The 24,831-nt window shown below is 59.7% G+C and carries 22 protein-coding genes; 10 read left to right on the top strand and 12 right to left on the bottom strand.

Translation table 11 applies throughout. The features are described from left to right. The gene (locus tag AC07O1_RS08060; protein ID WP_495088454.1) at positions 1-1,125 is read right to left on the bottom strand and encodes a polysaccharide deacetylase family protein; all 1,125 of its coding nucleotides are present in this window, start codon (positions 1,123-1,125) and stop codon (positions 1-3) included. 170 nt (positions 1,126-1,295) lie between these two features. On the opposite strand from AC07O1_RS08060, the gene yaaA reads away from it, so the two are divergent. The 3 genes from yaaA to AC07O1_RS08045 all read left to right on the top strand — a co-directional run bounded on the left by yaaA (position 1,296) and on the right by AC07O1_RS08045 (position 3,640). Continuing rightward, positions 1,296-2,075 carry a peroxide stress protein YaaA gene (gene yaaA, locus AC07O1_RS08055; RefSeq protein ID WP_495088453.1) on the top strand — a complete coding sequence of 260 codons (780 nt, stop codon included), beginning with the start codon at positions 1,296-1,298 and terminating at the stop codon, positions 2,073-2,075. 239 nt (positions 2,076-2,314) lie between these two features. Continuing rightward, on the top strand, positions 2,315-2,779 hold the full coding sequence (locus tag AC07O1_RS08050; protein WP_495088452.1) for a multidrug transporter: 465 nt from the start codon (positions 2,315-2,317) through the stop codon (positions 2,777-2,779). A gap of 36 nt (positions 2,780-2,815) precedes the next feature. Further along, complete coding sequence (locus AC07O1_RS08045) at positions 2,816-3,640, top strand: SDR family oxidoreductase (RefSeq protein WP_495088451.1); 825 nt, start codon at positions 2,816-2,818, stop codon at positions 3,638-3,640. A gap of 43 nt (positions 3,641-3,683) precedes the next feature. Here AC07O1_RS08045 and AC07O1_RS08040 read toward each other — a convergent pair whose 3' ends face one another. Beyond that, entirely contained in the window at positions 3,684-4,571 is an 888-nt protein-coding gene (locus tag AC07O1_RS08040) for a LysR family transcriptional regulator (protein WP_495088450.1), read from the bottom strand. Between the two features lie 110 nt (positions 4,572-4,681). On the opposite strand from AC07O1_RS08040, the gene AC07O1_RS08035 reads away from it, so the two are divergent. Beyond that, entirely contained in the window at positions 4,682-5,911 is a 1,230-nt protein-coding gene (locus AC07O1_RS08035) for an MFS transporter (protein ID WP_495088449.1), read from the top strand. Further along, positions 5,908-6,306 (top strand): DUF4440 domain-containing protein, encoded by a 399-nt coding sequence (locus tag AC07O1_RS08030; protein ID WP_495088448.1) that lies wholly within the window; start codon positions 5,908-5,910, stop codon positions 6,304-6,306. The genes AC07O1_RS08035 and AC07O1_RS08030 overlap by 4 nt, the downstream gene beginning before the upstream one ends. Before the next feature lie 126 nt (positions 6,307-6,432). On the opposite strand, the gene AC07O1_RS08025 is transcribed toward AC07O1_RS08030, so the two are convergent. Genes AC07O1_RS08025 through AC07O1_RS08010 form a run of 4 tightly spaced genes read right to left on the bottom strand, consistent with a single transcriptional unit; the run spans position 6,433 to position 11,228 of the window. Next, positions 6,433-7,296, bottom strand: a complete 864-nt coding sequence (locus AC07O1_RS08025; protein WP_495088447.1) for an efflux RND transporter periplasmic adaptor subunit — start codon at positions 7,294-7,296, stop codon at positions 6,433-6,435. Positions 7,297-7,306: 10 nt separating this feature from the next. Beyond that, a complete protein-coding gene (locus AC07O1_RS08020; protein WP_494995117.1) occupies positions 7,307-7,507 on the bottom strand; it encodes a DUF1656 domain-containing protein in 201 nt (66 codons plus the stop codon). After that, entirely contained in the window at positions 7,497-9,692 is a 2,196-nt protein-coding gene (locus AC07O1_RS08015) for an FUSC family protein (protein ID WP_495088446.1), read from the bottom strand. The genes AC07O1_RS08020 and AC07O1_RS08015 overlap by 11 nt, the downstream gene beginning before the upstream one ends. Before the next feature lie 24 nt (positions 9,693-9,716). Then, positions 9,717-11,228 (bottom strand): efflux transporter outer membrane subunit, encoded by a 1,512-nt coding sequence (locus AC07O1_RS08010; RefSeq protein ID WP_495088445.1) that lies wholly within the window; start codon positions 11,226-11,228, stop codon positions 9,717-9,719. A 194-nt stretch (positions 11,229-11,422) separates the two neighbouring features. On the opposite strand from AC07O1_RS08010, the gene AC07O1_RS08005 reads away from it, so the two are divergent. Both AC07O1_RS08005 and AC07O1_RS08000 read left to right on the top strand, forming a co-directional pair. Further along, positions 11,423-12,391 carry a LysR family transcriptional regulator gene (locus AC07O1_RS08005; protein WP_494995120.1) on the top strand — a complete coding sequence of 323 codons (969 nt, stop codon included), beginning with the start codon at positions 11,423-11,425 and terminating at the stop codon, positions 12,389-12,391. Between the two features lie 210 nt (positions 12,392-12,601). Further along, positions 12,602-13,576, top strand: coding sequence for a 2-hydroxyacid dehydrogenase (locus tag AC07O1_RS08000; protein WP_494995121.1), 975 nt, complete (start codon positions 12,602-12,604; stop codon positions 13,574-13,576). Positions 13,577-13,691: 115 nt separating this feature from the next. On the opposite strand, the gene AC07O1_RS07995 is transcribed toward AC07O1_RS08000, so the two are convergent. Then, positions 13,692-14,594: a DMT family transporter gene (locus AC07O1_RS07995; protein ID WP_495088444.1), complete on the bottom strand. Its 903-nt coding sequence runs from the start codon at positions 14,592-14,594 to the stop codon at positions 13,692-13,694. A gap of 138 nt (positions 14,595-14,732) precedes the next feature. Here AC07O1_RS07995 and AC07O1_RS07990 point away from each other — a divergent pair, with 138 nt between their 5' ends. After that, positions 14,733-15,608 carry a helix-turn-helix domain-containing protein gene (locus AC07O1_RS07990; protein WP_495088443.1) on the top strand — a complete coding sequence of 292 codons (876 nt, stop codon included), beginning with the start codon at positions 14,733-14,735 and terminating at the stop codon, positions 15,606-15,608. Positions 15,609-15,661: 53 nt separating this feature from the next. Here AC07O1_RS07990 and AC07O1_RS07985 read toward each other — a convergent pair whose 3' ends face one another. From AC07O1_RS07985 to AC07O1_RS07965, 5 genes are all read right to left on the bottom strand, one after another. Next, positions 15,662-16,714 carry a YncE family protein gene (locus AC07O1_RS07985; RefSeq protein ID WP_495088442.1) on the bottom strand — a complete coding sequence of 351 codons (1,053 nt, stop codon included), beginning with the start codon at positions 16,712-16,714 and terminating at the stop codon, positions 15,662-15,664. After that, positions 16,714-19,152: a TonB-dependent siderophore receptor gene (locus tag AC07O1_RS07980; protein WP_495088441.1), complete on the bottom strand. Its 2,439-nt coding sequence runs from the start codon at positions 19,150-19,152 to the stop codon at positions 16,714-16,716. The genes AC07O1_RS07985 and AC07O1_RS07980 overlap by 1 nt, the downstream gene beginning before the upstream one ends. 176 nt (positions 19,153-19,328) lie before the next feature. After that, positions 19,329-20,315 (bottom strand): FecR family protein, encoded by a 987-nt coding sequence (locus AC07O1_RS07975; protein WP_495088440.1) that lies wholly within the window; start codon positions 20,313-20,315, stop codon positions 19,329-19,331. Beyond that, a complete protein-coding gene (locus tag AC07O1_RS07970; RefSeq protein WP_495088439.1) occupies positions 20,315-20,890 on the bottom strand; it encodes an RNA polymerase sigma factor in 576 nt (191 codons plus the stop codon). The genes AC07O1_RS07975 and AC07O1_RS07970 overlap by 1 nt, the downstream gene beginning before the upstream one ends. Positions 20,891-21,039: 149 nt before the next feature. Next, a complete protein-coding gene (locus AC07O1_RS07965; RefSeq protein ID WP_494995129.1) occupies positions 21,040-22,428 on the bottom strand; it encodes an aminotransferase-like domain-containing protein in 1,389 nt (462 codons plus the stop codon). Positions 22,429-22,982: 554 nt separating this feature from the next. On the opposite strand from AC07O1_RS07965, the gene AC07O1_RS07960 reads away from it, so the two are divergent. Further along, positions 22,983-24,008, top strand: coding sequence for a TauD/TfdA family dioxygenase (locus tag AC07O1_RS07960; protein WP_495088438.1), 1,026 nt, complete (start codon positions 22,983-22,985; stop codon positions 24,006-24,008). A gap of 30 nt (positions 24,009-24,038) precedes the next feature. Further along, the gene (locus AC07O1_RS07955) at positions 24,039-24,824 is read left to right on the top strand and encodes a sulfite exporter TauE/SafE family protein (protein ID WP_495023311.1); all 786 of its coding nucleotides are present in this window, start codon (positions 24,039-24,041) and stop codon (positions 24,822-24,824) included. Positions 24,825-24,831 lie beyond the last annotated feature (7 nt).

Here is a 24,831-nt window from a genome sequence, read left to right as displayed (position 1 = left end):
TCAACGAAAAACGTCCTGACAATCCTCCCAGCCGATACCGCTTTGCGCGGTTTGCGTGACCAGCCAGGGCATCGCCGTTTTTACCGCGTCCTGTTTGACATTGAAGTTGATCACCCCACGCCGCCATAGCAGCATCAGCGTCAACACCCGCTGGCCGCTCTCTTGAGCCTTGAGCTTGCCGCCGGCGTCCTGAGGGTCGATGTCCCACAAGGCGACCTGCAAACCCTGCGCCTTGAAAAACCCTTCGCCGTCGGCGCGTCGCTGACCATAGGGTGGGCGAAACAGCGGTTTGTAATTTTCCGGCAATTTGCTTTTCACCAGTTCCACGCTGCGCTCGATCGAGTATTGCCAGTCCTGCCAATGGCTATGGGAGCGGTATTCCCAACCCTGCACACCGACGCACTGCTTTGAGTACAACGCCTGTAAATCAGCCACCGAGCGTTGGGCCAAACGATTCTGAATATCGCTGCCCAGCACAAAAAAGGTCGCGCTCATGTTCGACTTGCGCAAGTAGTCGCTGAGCCAGGCGGTGTTATCCGGCGAGGTTGCGGCGGCGCTGTCGAAGGTCAGTAAAAACAGCCGATCGTTGAGCTCGTCACCGTTGCGCTCGTAATCGCCGAATCGATCGACTTCGCTGCTGGTTTGCGCAAACAACGCTGCCTTGCGCAGTTGTTCGTCCAGATAGTGCTCATGAAAGATCCGGCTCGGTTCGGCCCAGCGCATGTAGTAGGAATCCGCAGCAACCTGAAACTTACCGGCCTGCTCGCGCAGGGAGTCCATGTCTTCGACCAGATAACAGAAGGAGGCGTCCTGATCGCAGCTTTGCTGGGCGAAATTGTAGTTGGCGAGCAAACGCTGCCACATCCGCTGACGCAAGCTATTGATCGACTCCAGATTGATCGTCCGCAACCCCAGGCGCTGCTTTAAAGCAGTTTCGTCCAGCGCCTCGCTGGCGAGCAAGGCGCGAGCAAAGGTGAGGATTTCCGCTCGCGACGCGACGTCGAACAGAGTCGGACTGGTCAGCTGCTCTGGCCAGGTACTGCGATCCAGCGTGGCGACGTCATTGGGCACAGCCATGGCGCTGAGACTGAACAGCCAGGCCAAGAAGAGAAAAGCGATACGCAAAGGGATGTCTCCATAACAAAAGCCGCGCGGCACTATAGCTGATGCATTGCGGCTGACGCGCTCCATGTAGCAGCCTTCGCCAGCTACTACGACCCCCCCTATGACCTTGATAGCTGGAGTCAACGCCTGCAACCCCCTAGAATCCCCCGACGATTTCAGGAGACGACTTCATGCTGATGGTGATTTCCCCAGCCAAGACCCTCGATTACCAGACTCCGCCGGTGACCCAGCGCTTCACCCAGCCGCAATACCTCGATCATTCCCAGGAGCTGATCCTGCAGTTACGCGAGCTGAGCCCGGCGCAGATCAGCGAGTTGATGCACGTTTCCGACACAATCGGTGGCCTGAACGCCGCACGTTTCGGCAGCTGGACCCCGGCCTTCACCCAAGCCAACGCAAAACAGGCGCTGCTGGCGTTCAAAGGTGACGTTTATACCGGCCTGAACGCCGAAACGTTCAGTGAGGCGGATTTCGATTACACCCAGCAACACTTGCGCATGCTTTCCGGTCTGTACGGCCTGCTGCGCCCGCTGGACCTGATGCAGCCGTATCGGCTGGAGATGGGCACCAAACTGGCCAACGCCCGTGGCAAGGACCTGTACGCTTTTTGGGGCACCCGAATCAGTGAGTGGTTGAACCAGGCGTTGGCCGAACAAGGCGACGATGTGTTGCTCAACCTGGCCTCCAACGAGTACTTCTCGGCGGTCAAACGCCAGGCCCTGAACGCACGGATCATCAACACCGAGTTCAAGGACCTGAAAAACGGCCAGTACAAAATCATCAGCTTCTACGCGAAAAAGGCTCGCGGCATGATGAGCCGGTTCGTCATTCAGGAGCGCATCAACGACCCGGCCGCACTCAAGCAATTTGATGCGCAGGGTTACCGCTTCAGCGCTGAGCAGTCCAAGCCCGACACTCTGGTTTTTCTGCGCGACCACGCCCCCGAATAGAGCTCTCTTTCGGCGCACATCATGAATCGGGCACGTGCGCCGAACAGCGTTTCCCGGGATAGTGTGAAGAACCTTTTTTATTCCCGCTTTCCATGTTGTCCAATTGTGCTGGATGACAGGCCGCCATCACGAGCAAGCGAAGCGATTGGCCCCCTGAGCATTCACCACTGGTTTTCGGCCATGGTCAATCGCGCCTACGCTTGGGTAGGATGGTCCCTTCAATTCCCGAGGTCCGCGTCATGTTCATCGGCGTCTTGCTGGTCATCACCTGGATGACCCTGCTGCTGCGTTATCCGGCCAAAGCCTTGCCGGTATCGCTGGCGGCAGCGATGGGTCTGGGTCTGGTAGCGACGTGGGTGGTCTGGCTGGACAACCGCGAACTCAAGCAACTGGCGCGGCTGGAGTTGCGCATCAGCTATGCGCCCGAGCATTGCCCGGCGGATCGCCCGCTGAAACTTACAATGAACAACGGCAATGACGTGCCACTGACCGAACTGCGTTGGCGGATCGCCGCGTATGCGCCCGGCGACACGGTAAACCTTGCGGACAATCTCTACGCCGCCCCGCGCTACCGTGGCCCCGGTGAGCTACAGGCCGGCGCCTCGTGGGAAGACTGCTTGCCGCTACCACCACTGCGCCCCGGTTACCGCCCGCAAACCCTGGAGTTTCGCGCCGAGCATTTGCAGGGTAGTTTCTCTGACTGAGCCTTCACTTCTCCCCTTTTGCACAAGGACCGCTCCATGCCCCTCGCGTTAATCACCGGTTGTTCCAGCGGCATCGGCCGTGCGTTGGCCGATGCGTTCAAAACGGCCGGTTACGAGGTCTGGGCGACTGCGCGCAAGGCTGATGATGTTGCGGTATTGGCCGCCGCCGGGTTCACCGCGGTGCAACTGGACGTCAATGACGGGCCTGCGCTGGAAGCGTTGAGCGAGCGCATCAATCAGCAACACGGCGGTTTGGAAGTGCTGATCAACAATGCCGGCTATGGCGCCATGGGGCCGCTGCTCGACGGTGGTGTGGAGGCGATGCAGCGCCAGTTCGAAACCAACGTGTTCGCGGTAGTCGGGGTAACCCGTGCAATGTTCCCGGTACTGCGCCGCTGCAAAGGCCTGGTGGTGAATATCGGCAGTGTGTCTGGCATATTGGTGACACCATTTGCTGGCGCCTACTGCGCCTCGAAAGCCGCCGTACATGCCTTGAGCGATGCCCTGCGCATGGAGTTGGCACCGTTCGGTGTCCACGTCATGGAAGTCCAGCCCGGCGCCATCGCCTCCAGTTTTGCCAAGAATGCAGGGCATGAGGCCGAACAGTTGATCACCGAACAATCTCCCTGGTGGCCACTGCGCGAAGGCATCCGCGCCCGGGCCAAAGCCTCCCAGAACAACCCGACACCTGCCAGTGAGTTTGCGGCTGATTTGCTCAAGGCTGTACAGCGGAGCAAACCACCGCGCTTGCTGCGTTTGGGCAATGGCAGCCGGGCGATGCCGTTGTTGGCGGCATTGCTGCCCAAGGGCGTGTTGGAGACGGGGTTGATGAAGCGGTTCGGGTTGGCTGGGCGATTGTAAGAGGATCGCAGCTATCCGAAAGACTGCGATGGCGTCAGTACGATCAACGCAGATCCCGGTCCTTCATGAAATCAATAAACGCGCGCACCTTCATCGGCAGGTGCCGCGTGTCGGGGTACAGCGCGTAAACACCTTGGCGGGTGAAGGGGTGGTCGGGCAGCAAACGTTGCAGCGCTCCTGAATCGAGGTCTTCCTGAATCAGCCATTGCGGCAGGATCGCCACGCCGTGTCCGCAGACTGCGAGTGCGCGCAAGGTCGCCGAGTTGTCGGCGACGATAGTGATTTTCCCCGGTATCGGCAGGTACAGATGCTCTGCCCCGCCGGCATCGGTGACCGTCAGCTCCGGCACCCTCGCGTGGCCAAGTTTTGGTAACGCCGCCAGCGCTTCCAGCGTGCTGACCGGCCCATGACGAGCGACCAGCGAAGGCGCCGCTACGGCGAAAATTTCGAAGCTCGACAACTGCACCGCGCGCAGATTGGAGTCGAGTAAACGGCCCAGGCGAATCGCCAGATCGAAGCGCTCGGAAATCAGGTCAGCGTGGGTCGATGACGTCGACAGATGAATATTCAGCAACGGGTGCTGCTGACGAAACGCTTCCAGCGCCGGCACCACGCTGGCGACTGCGTATTCCACGGTAGTGGTGATGCGCAAGGTGCCGCGCAGCTTGGTATGTTCCGAACGCGCCTCTTCGATGGCCAGCCGCGCTTCGTCCAGCGTGCGCAGGCAGCGCTGGTAAAAGCGCTCGCCGGCATCGGTCAGCGCCAGTTGACGGGTGTTGCGGGTCAGCAAGGTGACGCCGAGTTCCGCCTCCAGGCGCTTGAGGTTGAAGCTCACCACCGCTCGAGTCTGACCGAGCAGATCGGCGGCGGCCGTCAGCGATCCGGCCTCGACCACGGCTTTGAAGGTGTCGAATCGATCAAGACTGACCATGAATGCGCTGACCTTTTGTCAAAATATTTTTGACAAACTAGCAGCCAAACCAGCGTTTCTCCAGCACTCAAAACGCCCTACCCTGCGCCTCTGTCTATCCGGAGGCTGCCATGACCTATCGCTCAAAAGTCATCCTTGTGTACCTGCTGGGATTTGCCCTCGACCTGTTGAACATGTTTGTCGCGAACATCGCCTACCCGCAGATTGCGCTGGAACTGCAGGCCTCGGTCACTCAGTTGGCGTGGATCAGCAATGCCTACATGCTCGGGCTGACGCTGATCATTCCATTAAGCGTATGGCTGGCCGAGCAACTGGGTGAGCGGCGTTTGATCATCGGCTCGCTCGGGCTATTCTCCGTTTTCTCCTTGCTGGTCGCGCAGGCGGGCTCTATCGATACATTGATCGGCTGGCGCTTGCTGCAAGGACTCAGCGGTGGACTGTTGATCCCGATTGGTCAGGCGTTGGCCTATCGTCATTGCCCGCCGACGGAGCGTAGTCGCTTGACCACGTGGGTAATGCTGGTGGCGTTGCTGGTGCCGGCATTGGCGCCCGCGGCGGGTGGCCTGATCGTGCAGGCATTGTCCTGGCGCTGGGTGTTTTACGCCAACCTGCCGCTGACAATGCTGGCGCTATTGCTCGCGGTACTGTGGCTGAAAGCCGAGGCAACGGCGCAGGGTCGTCCGACAGGTAAAGACCGCGCAATGCTGCTCGACCTGCAACTGCTGAAAAGCCCCTCGCTGCGATTGGCAATGCTGGTGTATCTGCTGGTTCCCGGCGTGTTCATCGGCACCAGCCTGATCGCGGTGTTGTTCCTGCATCAACTGGGCTTCGGTGCGGCGCAAACCGGTGCATTGATGTTGCCCTGGGCGGTGGGTTCGGGTATCGCCATTGCCATCGGAAAACGCGGTTTCAACCGGTTCGGGCCCAAACCATTGCTGATCATCGGCATGCTCTTACAAAGCCTTGGTCTGGTATTGCTGATGTTCATCGATAAGCCGCAAGGGCTGCTGCCGATGAGCGCTTACGCCTTGATGGGGCTGGGCGGCAGCCTGTGCAGCAGCTGCGCGCAAACCCTGGCATTCGTCGACGTACATACTGATCGCATGAGCCACGCCAGCGCCCTGTGGAACATCAATCGGCAATTGAGTTTTTGCCTCGGCGCGGCGTTTTTAAGTGCGCTGCTGGCGGCGCTGGGCGCGCAATCGCCATTGGCCTTCGAACGCTGCTTTATGGTCGCCGCACTCCTGACACTGCTACCGATACTGATCGTGCTGCGTTTTGATGCACGCAAGGTATTGGCACTTGTTACCTCGCCTTTACCGCTAAAGGAAACCGCATGACTGACTACAGCGACTATTTTGAAGAAGTGATCCAGGCGCATGTCGCCATCGAACAGTGGTTTGCCGGGACCGTATCGGATGGTGCGCTGGAGCTGCTGCTGGCGCGCTTTTCACCGAAGTTTTCGATGGTGACACCAAGCGGCAAACAGTTGGATTTCGATGCATTGAGTGCGTTGTTTCGACAGGCTGGCGGACTGCGCCCGGGCTTCAAGATAAGCCTGAGTGAATTGCGTGGGATCGACCGACACGCTCGGGGGGCAACTGTCAGCTATCGCGAACAGCAGATCGACGGGACGGGTGTGCGAACCGAGCGATTGTCTACGGTGATCTTTGAAAAGCAGGCGTCCGGCCACATGCTGTGGCGGCATTTGCATGAGACGTTTTGCGAGGTGTGACGAGATCGCTCCCACGCTCTGCGTGGTAGCGCGCCGCCCTGGACGCTCTGCGTCCGCTGCTGTGACGCGGAGCGTCACGGGATGCATTCCCACGCAGAGCGTGGGAACGATCAGATGGTCTGAGGACTATTGCTCGCCTTCCTGCTTCACCACCACCGTACAGGTAATCCCCGCCGCCAGCAGTACGCCGTCCGGCACTTCATCGATATGAATGCGCACCGGTACCCGTTGCGCCAGGCGCACCCAGTTGAAGGTCGGATTGACGTCGGCGATCAGTTCACGGCTCTCGGGATTGTCGCGGTCGTAGATGCCACGAGAAACGCTTTCCACATGTCCCTTGAGCACTTCGCCGCTCATCAGTTGCATATCGGCTTTATCGCCGACCCTTACGTGGGGCAGTTTGGTTTCTTCGAAGAAGCCGTAGACCCAGAACGAGTTCATGTCGACCACGGCCATTTTCGCTTCACCGATGCGCGCGTAGTCGCCGCGATGAACGTTGAGGTTGGTGACATAACCGTCCACCGCCGCCAGCACTTGGGTACGTTTGAGGTTCAACTGCGCCGCTTCAAGCTGTGCTTGCGCTTGTTGGTAATCTGCCAGGGCCGAGTCAGCGATATTGCTGGCGTCGTCGCGGTTTTCTTTGGAGATGACCAGGCTGTCCATGTCGGCGCGCCGATGGGCGTTGACCTTGCGCATTTCCCAGGTTGCCTTGCGTGAGGCCACCAGCGACTGCGCCTGTTTCACCGCGATCTGGTAATGCTCAGGGTCGATCTGCATCAGCAGGTCGCCCTTTTTTACCAACTGATTATCACGCACCGGGACGTCGACCACCTCACCCGTGACGTCGGCGGCAACGTTGATGATATCGGCACGCACCCGGCCGTCACGGGTCCAGGGCGTGTTCATGTAATGCACCCAAAGGGTCCGGCCGATCCATAGGGCGAGGGCCAGCACGAGCAAGGTGGCGAGCAGGCTGAAGAGTTTTTTCATCAGATCGTTCTCAACGGTAAACAGTGAGCGCCAAGGCGCCGAAAATGCAGGTGAACAGGCTCAGGCGCAGCAGCGCCGGGTGCCAGAAAAAGCGGTACAGGTCGTAACCGGAGACAAAACGATCCAGGGCCCAGGCAAGCAGAGCCGCGATGAAAAACATCAGGGTCATGGTCGGCATGTACACGCCGTGGAAGGCGATTTCACGAGGCATGTTCTAGTCCTTGCGGCTCGGCGGGGGCAGCGAACGCGGCCAGCGGTGATTGCGGGTCGAGCAATGAGGTGCGGATGAAGTGCAGGTAACTCTTGACGCGACGCAGCGCCGAGGTATCGAAGTGCGGCGCGAAGGGTTCGTCGGTGGCCTGCACCCGGCTGATAGCGTGGTCGACCGCGGTCAACGCGCGCTCGAGGTTACTTTGGCTCGGCTGGATAAACAGCCGCACCAATGAGCGCCCCATCACCCGAATCGCCTGGCGCCATGGTTGGATTTCGGCGTAAGCCGGATGCACCGGGAGGATCGCCTGTTCCTTGCGCAACTCGATGATCGCGTGGCCGACTTCCAGCACCACGAACATCCAGCGCAGCAGATCACGCTGCACCTGCGGTTGCCTCACCGCCAGGCCATAGGCCTGATGCAGCAAATCTCGAGTGCGGCTTTCGAAGCTCGAACCGAGCCCCTTAAGCTTGCCGCTGATGGCGTACACCACTTGCCCGCGCAAATCCTGCTCAAGCCGACGCCACAACCAGCGGCTGTTGGGCGGCAGAATGATCGCCCCGGCGGCGGCGCACACTAACATGCCCATGACCATGGCGATGTAGTCGTTGATGAAGGCATAGGGGTTGTAGACAGTCAGGTTGTCCGGTACGGAACCGGTGCTGAAAAAGATCAGCAAACCCAGGCCGACCCCGGCGTATTGCGGCCGTGAAGTGAGGAAAGAGCCAAGCACGATCACCGGTGCGAGCATCATGCAGAGCAATGGAAAACCGTCGATCCAGGGGAAGATGAAAAACATCTCGACGAAACCGATGAGCGCACCGAGCAAGGTCCCGCACGCCATCTGAAACGCCATGCGCTTGGGGTTGGGTGTGGCGGCTGACAGGCCGACGGTCGCCGCGGCAATCAGGGTCATGGTGGCGCCGCTGGGCCAGGCCGTTGCCACCCAATAACTGCCGAGCACCACCAGAATGAACGCCGCACGAATCCCCGAGGCCGCCGAAGCCAGCCAGTTGGTTTGCGGTGTGTAGGGTTCGTCCCAGCGCTCGCGTTCGTGACTGTGTTCGGCGAGCGAAGCGTGGGTCTGTGCATAACCGTGCAGGTCGTCGACGAAGCGATAGAGCAGCTCATACGCGGTGTGAAAATCCAGCTGCTCGGCGTCGCTCGGGTTGCTCTCCTCAAAGGTCGCTCGCAGGCTGCGCACTCGTGCCGGCAAACCTTCTTTATAGGTCGCCAGTTGTGCGGCCAGCCGTTGCGCATCGGCACTGGTCAGCGCCCGAGCGGAGAAACCGTCGAGTAATTCGGCCAGATCCTGTAAACCGGGCTTGATCGCCGCCACCACATGCTCCGTGCCGCTGCTGTGCAAACGCTCGAGCAATTGGTGCAAGGCGTTGAAGCGCGTGGTGATGCCCATGAATTCGCTGTTCAGACGGCTGAGGCGACCGTTGCGCCGACGCATGTGCGGGTCTTCGAATACAGTGACGCTGCGCAGGCCTTCAAGGCCGACCGCTTCAGCGATGAAGCGCACGTTACTGCTTTCGAACGCATCGCGCTGGCTGCGGCTGCGCAGGCCATCGGTGACGAACAGCGCAAACACTCCAAAGCGCTGGTACAGCGCGTTGCGCATGGCGGCGCTGGCGGTTTGCGGGAGGATCGCGGCACTGACCAGCGTAGAGCAGAGAATGCCCAGAGAGATTTCCAGCACCCGCCACACGGCAGCCATAAACGCACCATCGGGATGGGCCAGCGCTGGCAAACCGACCATCGCCGCGGTGTAACCGGCCAGCACAAAACCGTAGGCGCGAAAGTTGCGACAGCGCGCCGCGCCAGCCGAACAGATGCCGACCCAGATCGCCAGCGAGCCGAGGAACAGTTCAGTGTTCTGCGCGAACAGGGCGATCAACCCAACCATCACCGCAGACCCGGTCAGGGTACCGAGCAAGCGATAGAAGCTTTTGGCGAACACCTGGCCGCTCTGCGGTTGCATCACGATAAACACCGTGATCATTGCCGTACGCGGTTGCGGCAACTCCAGGCGCATGGCCAGCCACAGGGTCAGAAAAGCAGCGATCAACACCTTGAAGATGTAGACCCAGGTCACGCCATCGCTGCGTGCCCAATCGAAAAAACCGCGGCGCCATTCAAGGGAATACAGCCAGCGCAGCGGTGCAGGCAAGGGAGTCATTGCATCGTTCTCTATAGCCGAGCGTCAGTGATCGAAGGCGGCCAGCGCTGCCGGGGTCTTGCCTGGCACGGTTTTGCTGTCGTCAGGCACGTCCAGGCCTGCGCCGAGCCCGCCCCCCAATGCGGTGACCAGTTCAGCATGGGCGCTCAGGCGTGCGGCCTGGACCTGTTGCTGGATCTGCTGCTGATGGAACAACAGGCTCTGGGCATTGAGCACGTTGAGGTAGTCGGTGAGCCCACGCTGAAAAGCGATCATCGCGATGTCGTAAGTCTTCTGCGCCGAAGCCACCGACTCGGCGGCGAAGCCTTGCTGCTTGTCCATCGACTCGCGACGGATCAACTGGTCGGAGATGCTTTTCAACGCATTGACCAGGGTCTGGTTGTACTTGGCGACGGCGATGTCATAACCGGCCGAGGCTTCTCCCAGCTCCGCGCGCAGACGCCCGCCATCGAAGATCGGCAACGAAATCGCCGGTCCGACGTTGTAGTTGAGCTTTTTGCCGGTCAAAAACTCCAGCGCGCCACCGCCGGTGGCCATAAAGCCAAGGCTGCCGACCAGATCGACGTTGGGGTAAAAACCTGCGTGGGCGACATCAATGCCGCGCGCCTGAGCCGCCACTTGCCAGCGACTGGCGACCACGTCCGGACGTTGGCCGAGCAGTTCGGCGGGCAACGCCGATGGCAGTTTCAGCGCCGCAGCCAACGACAGCGTTGGCCGTTGCAGCTGCGCGCCCTCCCCCGGGCCTTTGCCTGCCAGTGCGGCGAGCTGGTTGCGACTCAGAGCGATTTCTTCGTCCAGCGCATCCAGTTGCCGATGGGTTTCCGGCAACGGGGTCTGGGCCTGACTGACTTCGAAATGTGTGCCGATGCCACCATTCAGACGCTTTTGCGCCAGGTCGAGGATTTGCTGTTGCTGCTTCAGGGTCGCCTCGACGATGTCCCGCTGAGCGTAATGCAGGGACAACTGAATATAGACACGAACCACATTGTTCTGCAGTTCCAGCTGGGCCATGCGTGCTTCGGCGACGCTCATATGGGCGATGTCCACAGCGCGTTCCGTGGCGTTGCTTTCGCGGCCCCAGAGGTCAAGGGCATAGCTGAAGCCCAACGCGGCATTGTTGTCCCAGGTGGTGGTATTGGCCAGTTCACCGGGGCCATAGAATTGGTCGGTGGGCCAGTTATGACGCTTGAGGGTCGATTCGCCTTTGATCTGTAACGACTCGGCGGATTCGGCAATCCCGGCCATCGCCCGAGCCTGACGTACTCGGGCAGCGGCCATGGCCATGCTCGGGCTACCCTGCACGGCGAGGTTTACCCAGCGGTTCAATTGCGGGTCGCCATAGGCCTGCCACCACTGGGCGATCGGCCAGTGAGCATCCTGCGCAGCGCTCTGGATCGCCTCGTCGGTGGCCAATGTGTTGGCGGTGAGTGTCTTGCCTTGCGGGGCAATTCCTCCGGTTCCGATGCAGCCGCTGATTGCTAACGATAAAGCCCAAACACTGAGAGTCCTCAGTTCTCTGCTGATGCGACGCGGCACTGCTGCAATTTCCTGACGTGGGGGATCTTCCGGGTGGTGGCGCAATTCTAGGGGGCGACAGGGATGGCGATAAGCCGGGATTCCTGTGAATCTTTGTTACCGTTAACGCGATAATCCGTTGGTCAGGTTCACAGGAGTGCCTGTAAAAATAGAAACTTCGTGTCACAATTTGCAATCTCCAAAGAGAGCACCCCATGGACACTTTGCAAAATATGCGCGCCTTCAGTTGTGTCGCCGAAGCCGGCAGCTTCACCGCCGCGGCCGTGCAACTGGACACCACCACTGCCAACATCTCGCGCGCGGTCTCCACCCTTGAGGCCCACCTGCAAACCCGTTTGCTCAACCGCACCACCCGACGTATCGCCCTGACCGAGGCCGGTAAACGCTACTTGCTGCGCTGCGAACAGATCCTGGCCTATGTCGAGGAAGCCGAAGCCGAGGCCAGTGACGCCCACGCGCGGCCGGCCGGACAGCTTAAAGTGCACACCATGACCGGGGTCGGCCAGCACTTTGTGATCGACGCCATTGCGCGTTATCGCAAAACCCACCCGGACGTGACCTTCGACCTGACCATGGCCAACCGCGTACCGGATCTGCTGGACGAGGGTTACGACGTGTCCATCGTGCTCGCCAGCGAGTTGCCGGACTCGGGTTTCGTCTCGCAACGACTGGGCATCACCTACAGCATCGTTTGCGCCTCGCCGGCGTACGTCAAAGCCAATGGCTGTGCACAGAAACCCAGCGATCTGCTCAACCACGCGTGCCTGCGCCTGGTGAGCCCGGTGATTCCACTGGAGAAGTGGCTGTTTGATGGTCCCGAAGGCCAGGAAATGGTCACCATCAACAGTTCTCCGTTTCTGGTGAATTCGGCCGACGCGATGAAGACTGCCATTACCAGTGGCATGGGGGTTGGCGTGCTGCCCGTCTACGCAGCCATCGAGGGTCTGCGCAACGGCACCCTGGTGCGGGTGATGCCCAAGTATCGCTCCCAGGAACTGAACCTGTACGCCATCTACCCGTCGCGACAGTACCTGGATGCCAAGATCAAAACCTGGGTCGAGTACCTGCGCGGTTCACTGCCGGAAATTCTCGCGGCGCATCAGGCAGAGCTGGCAGCGTATGACCTGAGCGGGAGCATGAATGGGGCAAGGCTGGCTAACTGATCTCAAGGATCCATGCGATGAGAGATCGTTCCCACGCTCCGCGTGGTAACGCCTCCATGGACGCTCTGCGCCTGCTTCTGTGACGCAGAGCGTCACGGGCTGCATTCCTTTGCTGCGCGTGGGAACGATCAAACGTGCAGGTCTCGCGCACCCCCCGCCAAAAATGATAGCTTGCTTGGCATTCTCCTCCGCCCGATGAGCTTTCCTGCGATGAAAAAGACCGTACTTGCCTTCAGCCGTGTCACGCCTGAAATGGTCGAGCGCCTGCAGCTGGACTTCAACGTGATCGTTCCGAACCCGAAACAGGGCGACATCAATGCCCAATTCAACGAAGCCCTGCCCCACGCTCACGGTTTGATTGGCGTTGGCCGCAAGCTTGGTCGCGCTCAGTTGGAAAACGCCGCAAAACTGGAAGTGGTCTCCAGCGTTTCGGTCGGCTATGACAACTACGACCTGGCCTACTTCAACGAACGCGGGATCATGCTCACCAACACCCCGGATGTGCTCACCGAAAGCACCGCCGACCTGGCGTTCGCGCTGTTGATGAGCAGCGCCCGGCGCGTCGCCGAACTGGACGCCTGGACCAAGGCCGGGCAATGGCAGGCCACCGTCGGTGCGCCGTTGTTTGGCTGCGATGTGCATGGCAAAACCCTGGGCATCGTCGGCATGGGCAACATCGGCGCGGCCATCGCCCGTCGTGGGCGTTTGGGTTTCAACATGCCGGTGATCTACAGCGGTAACAGCCGCAAGACCGAGCTGGAGCAGGAGCTAGGTGCACAATTTCGCAGCCTCGATCAGTTGCTGGCCGAAGCCGATTTCGTCTGCCTGGTAGTGCCCCTCAGCGAAAAAACCAAACACCTGATCAGCCATCGCGAACTGGCGCTGATGAAGCCGAGCGCGATTCTGGTAAATATTTCCCGGGGTCCGGTGGTCGACGAGCCGGCGCTGATCGAAGCCCTGCAAAACGGCAAGATTCGTGGTGCCGGACTGGACGTCTACGAGAAGGAGCCGTTGGCCGAGTCACCGCTGTTCCAGCTGAAAAATGCGGTGACCTTGCCGCACATCGGCTCGGCCACCTTTGAGACCCGCGAAGCCATGGCCAACCGCGCCCTGGACAACCTGCGCAGTGCATTGCTGGGTAAGCGGCCGCAGGACCTGGTCAATCCGCAGGTGTGGAAGGGTTGAGATAATCGGTGGTCTTCTGTAGGAGCGAAGCTTGCTCGCGATGCGGTCAACGCGGTTTACCTGTCACACCGTGTCATCGTTCATCGCGAGCAAGCTTCGCTCCTACAAAAACGGGTCAGGCCAGTTTGCCGGGGGCCGTCGCCGCCAGCGGCCTGGGCTTGCGAAACACCAGTACGTTGCCCAACATCACCAGCACCAACCCGGCCAGCGCCGGCGCGGTCCACTGGTAGCCCTCAGCGAACGCCGAAACGTTCAGCGCCACCACCGGGAACAACACGGTGCAATAGGCTGCCCGCTCCGGGCCCATACGCCCGACCAGCGTCAGGTAGGCGGTGAAGCCGATCACCGAGCCCGGAATCACCAGATACAGCAACGAACCGATGTAGCGCGTGCTCCATTCCACGTCGAAGGGAATGCCTTTGACCAGACAGTAAAGCGACAGCATCGCAGCCCCGTAGGTCATGCCCCAGGCGTTGGTGGTCAATGGTTTGAGACCGGCCTTTTGTTGCAGGCTCGAAAGCATGTTGCCGGCCGAGAAGCACATTGTCCCCAGCAGCGCCAGACCCAGACCGAGCAAGGTTTGCGGACTGGCCGTGTGGCCGACCAGTTCTGGCCAGAACAAAAAGCCCAAACCCAGCAGGCCCAGAGCGCCGCCCATCAACACGTTACGCGCGACTTTCTGGCCGAAGAACACCCGGGCATTCAGGGCATTCCACAACGTCGCAGTGGAAAACACCACGGCGACCAGGCCGCTGGGAATCCATTGGCTGGCGTACAGAAAGCACATGAAGTTCACACAGAACAGGCACAAGCCCTGCGCCAGGCAGATCAGGTGCCCGCGCCGATTCATGACTTGCAGGCGACGGCTGAGCAGCAGCATGACGAACAGCACCAGCGCCGCCAGACCAAAGCGATAGACGATCGATACCGGAATCGCCACTACGCCCAATTGCAGCTTCAGAGCAATCCAGGTGGTGCCCCAGATCAGGACAGTGAGCAGGTACAAGGTGATGTTCATGGCGAGGACTCCTGAGTATGGCTACCAGTCTCAAGCCGCAAGCCTGGACGCGCTTGCATAAACTTGCGCTTTTGTCAGATCGCGGGCTCACAGCGCGCAGGCTACGGAGTAGGATGCAAAGCGTTGGAGAAAACGATCATGCCCACACTGGAAAACCTGCAAGTCTTTCAAGCCTTGAACCGCTCGCCCAATGCTCGTCTGGAGCACAGCGCCGAGCTCGGTGACGGCATGGCTGCAGCCCTGTGGAACAACCATCACGACGCCCAGGACTACCAGGCGCCGAGCCACCACACCTTGTCCTGCTACATCGCCGGTGGCACCGGGACCTTTCGCCGCGAACATCCCGGCACCAAGGGTGGTCCGGACAAACTCTGCATCTTGCCCGCCGAACACCAGTCCGCCTGGGTGATCAACGGCGAAATCCGCCTGGCTCACCTGTACTTCAGCCCGGAGCAATTCGCGCTCGGTTGCGTCACGCTGCTGGACCGCGAACCCCGCGAGCTGCAATTGCAGGAAAGCACCTTCCTCGACGACCCGGCGCAGGCCCGGCGATTTCACCAGTTGATCCAGCTGAACTGGAACGAACCCGGCGAACGCCTGCTGACCAGCAGCCTGGCCCACGAGCTGCTCAGCCATACCCTGCTCAGCCAGGTCGGCATGCGTCAAGGCTTGCGCCTCAAAGGTGGGTTGGCCGCGCACCAACGACGGCAACTGGTGGAGTACGTCGACAACCAATTGGCCGAGCCGATCAGCCTTGGTCAACTGGCAGGTTTGTGTGCGCTGTCGGAATACCACTTCGCCCGCATGTTCCGTGAAAGCTTTGGCTTGCCGCCTCATCAATACGTGTTGGCGCGGCGTCTGACTCATGCGCGGCAATTGCTACGCACCACTTCGCAGCCGCTGGGCGAGATAGCTCTGGCCTGTGGTTTTGCCAGCGCCAGCCATTTCACCAACCGCTTTCGGCAAGCGGTGGGTGGAACGCCGGGGGAATATCGGCAGGCGTTTTTGCGCTAGCTTTTTGCGAACAACGAAGGACGTTCCCGCACAATAATTCCAGTGCAAAAAACTCAAGGCGCCAGCGTCATCACTGAAAAAGTATCGGCATGAAACAGCGGATCGGGCTTGGGCTCACTCTTGCCCGGCGCGGGTTGAGTAAAGTTCATCGCCGGCAGGTAGACCTTTTTGCTCAACGGATCGAAGGCCATGTTGTACGCCATCGGTTGCGTGCTGACGCTGCCTCGAAGGGCGTAATGGTCAGCGTCGAGTTGATCGACAACGCTCAGGTTGGCATCGACACCACTGGGAATCAGTAACCGGCGATTATCCGCGTCATAGGCCAAGGCATTCACATCACGGGTAATCGGCAAACTGGCCTTGATGGCGCCGCTCACCCGATCAGCAACAATCAGCTGCGGCGTGTCGCCGCGACAAGCCACAAACAAACGCTGGCGCTCAGTGTCCTGCGCCAAGGCGCTCGGGCGTGGGCAACCAGCGAATTGCCAGGTATCGAGGATCTCGAAGGTGCTGGTCGAAAACCGCGCCACTTTGCCTTCATCGCGCATGGGCAAAAAGAAACTGCCATCGCCCTTGAGCAACAGCGGATCGATCTTCTTGACGTCCAGCTCATGGGCAGCGGTGATACGTTCCTGTTTGGGATCGAACACGAACAACGTCGAGCGATTGGCACGCCGACCGCTGACGATAATCACCTGCCCGCTTTGGGGGTCGTACACCGCACTGTTGAGGTTGCTTTGCGCGACGGGAATCCTTTTCAGCAGCCGCAGTGTGGATAACTCGATCACCCCCAGACTGCCGTCGGTGTTGAGCACGAACAAGCGGTTCAATGGCGCAACGAACACCACACCGTTGGCTCCCTCGGAGCCTTCTACGGTTTTCAATAGACGCTGTTTATCCACATCGAACACGCTCAGGCCGTTCTCCCGACGCGCGAGAAACAGATACGGTCGCGCGGGATCGAGCGCGGCGAACCCCCAGCTGTCCCCCGAGCCCGGCAACATCACCTGCTGCTCGCGGTGATACAGCCGGGCATCCTGCGGCGCGGCGGCCAGTGCCGCATTGCTCAAAGCAAACACCAGCAACAACAGGCTCATGCGCTTCATCAAAACTCCAGGGTGCTGGACAACGACACCTGCCGCGAATCGCCCATCGACACAAAGAGCCGGCTGACAGCCGAGGTGTAGTAAGTGCGGTCGAAGAGGTTCTTCACGTTGAGCTGGAACTTGACCTTCTGACCTTCGACCCGGGTGTCGTAGGTGGCAAAGGCATCGGCCACGGTGTAGCCCGGCAGGTCGAAATCATTCGCCGCGTTACCGGCCCGCTCGCCGACATAACGCGCGCCTGCACCCACCCGCAACTGGTCACCGCCAACGATCGTGCCGAAGTCATAGACCGCTGACAGCGAGCCGCTGTTTTTCGCCACGTTTTGCAGACGTTTACCCTTGTAGTCCGGGTCTTCGGTGACTTCGGCATCGGTGTAGGCATAGCTGCCGATCATGCTCCAGCGATCACTCAACTGACCGCTCATGTCCAGTTCCAGACCTCGGGAGCGCACTTCCCCGGCGGTGCTGTAAATCGTCGTCAAACCTTCGGAGTTGGCCACCAGCACGTTGCGCTTCTTGATGTCGAACAGCGCGATGTTGCCGGTCACACGGCCCGCTATGTCGAGCTTGGCACCCAGCTCCCAGGACTTGGCCTCTTCTGGCGCGATGCTGCCATCGAGCACCACCGCGCTGCCGCTCAACGGTGCGATGGTCGAGTTGGGCTTGAACGACTCGGTGTAGCTGCCGTAGAACGACAACTCATCGGTGTAGCGGTACACCAGGCCTGCACGCGGCACCCATTTCTGCCCGTTGCCGTCGGTGTTGGCCTTGAATGGTCGACCTTTGCCGGCGAACTGGTCGTACTCCTGCAAGCGCGCACCGCCCACCAGAATCCACTGGTCGGTGAGGTGAATCGAGTCCTGCATGAACAACGAATCGCTGCGCAGCAAATCGGTCTGGGCACTGTCGGCCGGGCTGACGGTGCTGCCTTCGACTTCACGACCATAGACCGGGTTGACGTAGCTGAAGGTTGTCTGACTCTTCTGGCGAATCAGGTCGGAACGATAAATTTTGCGGTATTCATCGTCCAGGCCAAACACCAGGTCATGCCGCATGCCGGCCACATCGACCTTGCCATCGAGGCTGGCGGTGGCGAAGCGATCGGTACTGATGGCGCCCTGGGTGCCATCCATGCTGCGGGTCAGCGTGCCTTTTTTAGTGTCGATGGCGGTGATCCGGACCTGACTGGCGTCGTAGGTTTCACGGTTCCAGCTGTAGCCGAAGTGGGCTTTCCAGTTGTCGTTCAGGTCGTGGTCGGCTTCGAAGTGATACAGGTCCGAGCGCCCTTCCATATTGTTGAACGGTTCGTCCAGACGCCGGCCACGGGGAATGTCCAGCGGGTGATTGGTGTTGGGATCGATGGCGGTGCCACGGTCGAACGGCGAGAGGAATTCGCGGTGTTCATAGGCGAACAACAGTTTGGTGCTTTCACCGAACCAGGCCAGGGACGGCGCGATCAGGGACTCGCGGTGGGTGCCGAAATTGCGCCAGTAATCTTCGTCTTCATGGTCCAGGACCATCCGGTAAGCCAGCCCCGAATCTCCCAGCGCGCCCGTGCTGTCGAGGCTGCCACCGCTACCGTTCTTACCGGAGCCATAGGTCGAGCCGCGTAGGGTCAATGCGTTGTATTGCTCAAGCTCGGGCTTCTTGCTGACCATGTTCACCACACCGCCCGGGTCCTGAATACCATAGAGCAGCGAAGCCGGCCCTTTGAGCACTTCGACGCGATCCACCGATGCGTTCAAGCCTCGGCCCTGCACGACTGGCATACCGTCACGCATGATCGAACCGTTGCGGTTGTCGCCAAAACCGCGGGTCATCACCGAGTCTTGAGTACTGCCCAGCGTGTTGCCCTGAGTGATGCCGCTGACGTTCGCCAGCGCGTCATCCAGATTGCGTGGCGCCTGATCGCGAATGACCTGGGCCGGGATCACGTTGACGGTCTGTGGAATTTCTTGCAGCAACGCCTGGGAGCGCATCACCGAACTGGTGGGCGGCGGCTGATAGCTCATCGGTTGCTGTTCGGACGAGGTGATGGTGGTCGCGCCCAGATTCAACGTGCCTTCAGTAGGCAGCGGTTCGAGAGCCAGGGTGTGGGCGTCGGTTTGGCGGAAGGTGAACCCGGAATGGCTCAACAAGCGCTGCATGGCCTGCACGGCACTCAGCTGACCGCTGACGGCCGGCGCCTGGAGGCCATAGGGCGCTTCATCGGTGTAGACCACACTGATGCCCGTGACCCGGCTGAAGTCGCTCAGCGCCTGGGGCAGCGGTTTGGCCGCGATCGCGAAGTTGAACAGCGCGCTGTGTTGCGCACCGACGGTATCCGCGGCCAACGCCACACTCAGCGGCAACAGGGCCAAACCCGAAACAGCCAGTGCAGATGCACCGAGCCATTGTTTTACCGAACCGCTTGCCGCCGACCTTGCCCTGGACTTCATGCTCATGACCTGTGTGTAGAACGCTACGGATGCGAATGAATCGCACTTTCAAGCACTACACGGATGTCGCCCGGGTTTACCTCACGAGAAATGTGAAAATATTTTCAGATCCGAGATTGGAGATTGTGGAGATCATTCCCACGCACCGCGTGGGAACGATTTTCTGCCAGGAGGCTTCAACGCAAAATAATCAGACGCCCCAACACACTGTGCTGCTCAAAGCCCAAAACGCCTTGCAGGGAATTCAACACCAGCTGCGCATCCTTGCTGGGAAAGCTGCCACTGACCCGGCGGGCAGCCAGTTCATCATTGAGCAGAACAATCCGCCCCGGGTAATAGCGCCTCAGGTCTTTGACCACGTCGGCCAGCGGTGCCTTGTAGTAATTCAGCCAGCCCTGGCGCCAGGCAAGCTGCGCTTCGCTGTCGACCGAATGCAAACTGCTGGCAGCGCCCGAGGCATAGACCACTTGCTGACCGGCGCCGAGCACCTGTTGTGCGGCGTCTTTGCTCGCGCTGACGCCCACCCGCCCGGACAGTACCGTCACCTGCGCGCCCGTCGATTGCAGCCGCACTTCGAACTGGGTGCCGAGCACTCGCGCCTCACCACCGCTGGCTTCAACGACGAACGGTTCGCCAGTATGGGTCACGCTGAAAAAACCGGCGCCGCGACGCAGCTGGATATGCCGCTCTCCCCGGCTGAAATCAACGGCGATGGCGCTGTCGGCATCCAGGGTGACTTGCGATTGATCGGCAAGGGTGACGGTACGCACTTCGCCAGGCGCCGAGACATAATCCGCGCCCAAATCATCGATCCAGCGCGAGGGCTGCCAACCGGCGCCCAGGGAAATCATCAACAACAAACAGGCGGCCATCGCCAACGCGCCAGACCAGCGTCGCAGCGAAGTGCGCCCGGAACGGTTCATGGCGTTGAGATAACCCTGCAAGGCAAAGGCCTCTTCCTGTGCCAGCTTGCTCGCTGGCGCTTCACTCAACTCCCAGACCACCTGAGCCTGGGCATAAGCCTCGACATGGGCTGGATCGGCCTGCAACCAGCGCCTGAACGTAGCCTGATTGCCACTGCTCGGCTGGTCATGCAACAGGCTCAGCCAGGCCAGCGCGGCCTGTTCCTGGGTGGGCGTCGGGGTGACGCTTGCGGTGTTCATCACGGTGCTTTCCCTGGCGTACGTGGTGTCGAGGGCTCCCGCAGGCTTGCCTTGCAAGCATCGAGGGCGCGCATCATATGTTTTTCGACGGCGCTTTGAGACAGCCCCATGGCCTTGGCAATCTCAGCGTACTTGCGGCCGTGAATGCGGTTGAGCAGAAAGATCTGCCGCGTGCGCTCCGGCAAACTGCGTAACGCCGCTTCGACGTGGCGCAGGTCATTGCTGGCTTCCAGCGCCGCTTGCGGTTCGGTGCCTTGATTGTCCTGTTGCTCCGGCAGCCAACCTTCGTTGACCCGCCCCCGCGCACCTTCGCTGCGTAAATGATCGATGGCGATGTTGCCGGCACAGCGCAATAAATAGGTACTGAGCTCTTCAACCTGCACCAGGGGCCGACGCCAGAAACGCAGGAACAAGTCCTGCACCAGATCCGCCGCGGTCGCCCGGCAACCTACCCGGCGACTGACCAGCGCTTCCATCTGCGGGCGCTGCGATAGAAACACCTGCAGGAAATGCGCGCGGCCGCCCAACGCTTCAGCGCTGTCGGCGTCATGGGATTCGGGGGGCGTAGTGATCATTGATAGCTGGCTCAACTAGTGCTGCGCAATGGTCTCAAGCAGCCGCACTAGTTCGTGGTTCAACAAAACGCCAATATTAATGATAAATATTCTCATACGCAAAAGACATCGACGAGGCAGCCACAAATGCGCAAGCGCAGACCTGTCCGTCAGTAGAACAACCGCGGCTCCGGCGCTGCCAACAGACTGGCCAGCTTGGTCAGGGCAAAGCCCAATTCGTCGCGAGTGGGAGTCATCAGGGCAATCCGCACACCACGGGTCGACGCCGTGCGTTGCGCCAGGAACTGGCTGCCACTGACCACAGTCACGCCATTGGCCCGCGCCAGATTGGCGAACTCGTCGCTGGTCCAGGGCTCCGGCAACTCAAGCCAGATATGGAAACTGTTGGTCTGACTGCGAATGTCATAAGCGCCCAGAATTTCCAGCGCCATTTTCTGCCGCACCGCAGCTTCATCCTGCTGCACTTTCACCAGACCTGCGCCCATGCCGCTGTTGATCAGGTTGCTCGCCAGTTGCGCCATCAACGGCGACGGCATCCAGACACTGCTGCGCACCATCGAAGACAACCGCGACAAGGTCTCCGCAGGCGCATAGAGGTAACCGATACGCAGCGCCGGCAAGATGCTTTTGGACAAGCTGGTCAGGTAGATGGAGCGCTCGGGGGCGTAAGCCGATAGCGGCTTGTGGACGTTACGGGTTTCGAGAAAACCATAGATGTCGTCGTCGACGATGAACACGTCGAACTCACGGGCGATCTGCGCAATCTGCGCCCGTCGCTCATCGGGCATGATCGAGTTGGTCGGGTTCTGGTGGGTCGTTACGCAGATCAACAAGGCCGGCCGGTGCTCGGCACACAGGGCGCGAAACGACTCCGGCACCAGTCCGAATTCGTCAACCCGAACGCCTTTCAAACGACGGCCAAGGCTATGGGCCAGGGAGATGATGCCGGGATAGCAATACTCTTCGCAGAGAATGACGTCATCACTGGTCGACAGGCTGCTGATGGCGACCAACAAACCATGTTGCGCGCCAGCGGTCAGCACGATCTGCTGCCAGTTGGCGTCCGGCAAGCTGCGTTGCACCCAGGCGGCACCGGCCTCTTTGTGAACGGCATGACCACCATCAGTGGTGTAATCGAGGATGCGCCCCAGGTCCGGCGACTGCGCCAGTTCGACGATCGAGCCGCGTAACCAGTCGGTCATTCCGGCATCGTTGGGTTTGATGATCGAAAGATCGATCTGCCCGGTCACGGCCTTGCTCCCGGGACTCTTCAGCACGCGCGGCTCTGCACTCGAGACTTTCTTGTGCAGCACGAACGTGCCGCGCCCCACCTCGCCAATCACCAACCCGCGCTTGCCCGCTTCATCGTAGGCGCGGCCGATGGTGCCCGGCGTGACTTTCAGGATTTCAGCCAGTTCTTTGAGGGTTGGGAGCCGATCGCCTGGCTCGAGTCTGGAGGCGACGATGTCGCGCTCGATGGCGTCGGCGATCATCAGATAGACCGGTTGTGCTTGGCCGCTGTATTGAGGAACCCACATAGGGACAACACCAGAAATTGCATGAACGCGAAAGCCTAACATGAAAAATTCAATAATAGTAATCGCACCACAATCGAATCAATATTCACCTATTAATACGATTACACCCCTAGAAAAACATCTGTTGAAAAATGCCTGAAAGCGCGCGCGCCCATGAGTGGACTCACTGCTACTGATCCCGCATCACGGCCTGATATTCAGGCGCAAGTCGTTTAGCAACGCCCAATAAAATCTTCGCCTGACCGCTCAGAGCGCTGGAATTCAAAAATAAAATTCTGTTGGAAAAATCCCTTTTTAATCATCACGTTAAACATCATTTTGCGATGCTGTGGTAGATCGCCCCAAAGAAATAAATTGAATCGATTTAATTTTTGTAATTACAATTATTACATCGACTCAATCAAGAGGCGCATTCCATGCACCCCGTGAGTCGATACGAACACCCGGCCGCGCTCCGACAGACGCCACCGGCAAAATCATAATGTCGTGCACGCCTGCCAGCGTCGCACGAAATCTAACGGCACCAAGCATCGGAACATGGGGTTTCACTGGAAATGGAAAGCGCAAAATTAAAGCTCGCCGCCGAGGCTGTCACCAAGCTGGAAATCAGATTGCCATGGGTCATTTCCAGCGCATGGCAGGCCGTACTGAACCACACGCCGCTCGACTTCGAAGCCAACAAGGACATCTACTTTCAGCTCAAGGAACAGGCCCAGGATGTTCTCGGCTCATCACTGACCCAGCAAATCCGCTCATTCGTCGAAGACCAACAGCTGACCTCGCTGATCATCAGGAACTGCCCTCGAGACCGCGATATTCCGCCGACGCCTTACTCAGGCGTGCTCAGCCCGAAAAGCACACCAGTGGCTTGCCTGGTGAGCCTGTCCATGCACAGTCTGCTGGGCATCAACCCGGTGGTGTACGAAGGCGAGAACGATGGACGACTGTTCCGTCACGTAATTCCGGCACGCGCCTCGGGCACCCAGAAAAGCTCCCATGGTTCGAAGCTGCGCTTCTCTTATCACGTGGACAATCCTGACCTTCCACTCTCTTCGGAAAACGTCGACGCGGTGTCTTGCTGCCCGGAATACCTGTCGTTCTTCGGCATGCGTTGCGACCCGCGGATCAACACCACACTGGTCAACGTCGACGATGTCGTTGCAGCCCTGCCGACGCAAACCGTCCACGCACTGACGTTGCCGCAGTTCGAGATCAGACGTCCCGATTCCTTCGCCAGCAATCGCCGCACCACGGCCAACTTGCCGGTGCTGGTGCGTGGCTCGTCCGGTGAATGGCTGTGCCGCTTCGACTGCGAAAACACCTATGCCATGAACACCCAGGCGCAATGCGCGCTCAATGCCCTGAAAACCCTGGTGGAATCGCGGCAATTCGACGAGCCGCATCTGCTGCTGCCGGGCGACTTCATGATCTTTAAAAATCAGCGCGTGCTGCATGCCCGCGATGGTTTCGAACCGCAGAACGACGGCGCCGATCGCTGGTTGATGCGCCTGTTCGCCGTCAACGATTTGAACCGGGTGCGCTTCACCCGCGCCGATCATCTGTACGAAGTCCTTTCTTGATTTTTCAACTCACACTCGTCAGGTATCACCATGGAATTGCTGGGATCTTTTTGGGCTGAACACTGGATATTCGCGATCCTGATGCTGGGATCGATCGCCTTTGTCGCAGGCTTTGTCGACAGCATCGCCGGCGGTGGCGGGTTGTTTCTGGTGCCGGGTTTCCTGTTGGTCGGGTTGCCGCCTCAGGTCGCGCTCGGTCAGGAAAAACTGGTCAGCACCCTGGGCACGATCGCCGCTATCAGAAACTTTCTGGCCAATAGCAAAATGGTCTGGAAAGTGGCACTGGTCGGGGTACCGTTTTCCCTGTTGGGTGCCTACCTCGGGGCGCACCTGATCATTTCAATCTCTCAGGAAACCGTGGGAAAAATCATCCTCGCGCTGATTCCGATCGGCATCCTGATTTTCCTGACCCCCAAAGATCGCCCCGTTGCAGAACACACCCTGAGCAATCGGGTGCTCTACACCGTGGTCCCGCTGACCTGCCTGGTGATCGGTTTCTACGACGGCTTCTTTGGGCCAGGCACCGGCAGCATGTTCATCATCGCCTTTCATTACCTGTTGAAGATGGATCTGGTATCGAGCTCCGCCAATTCCAAAACCTTCAACTTCGCCTCGAACATTGGTGCATTGGTGGCCTTCGTCATGGCCGGCAAAGTCGTCTATCTGCTGGCACTGCCACTGGTGCTGTGCAACATCCTGGGTAATCACGTGGGCAGCGCCCTGGCGATCCGCAAGGGTAACGAGGTGGTGCGCCAAGTGCTGGTGCTGTCGATGCTCTGTCTGTTCGCCAGTCTTGGCGTGAAGTACCTGGCCTGATTTTTTT

This window comes from Pseudomonas sp. GW821-FHT07G10, assembly GCF_059418545.1.
This window is presented reverse-complemented; position numbering and strand designations above follow the sequence as displayed.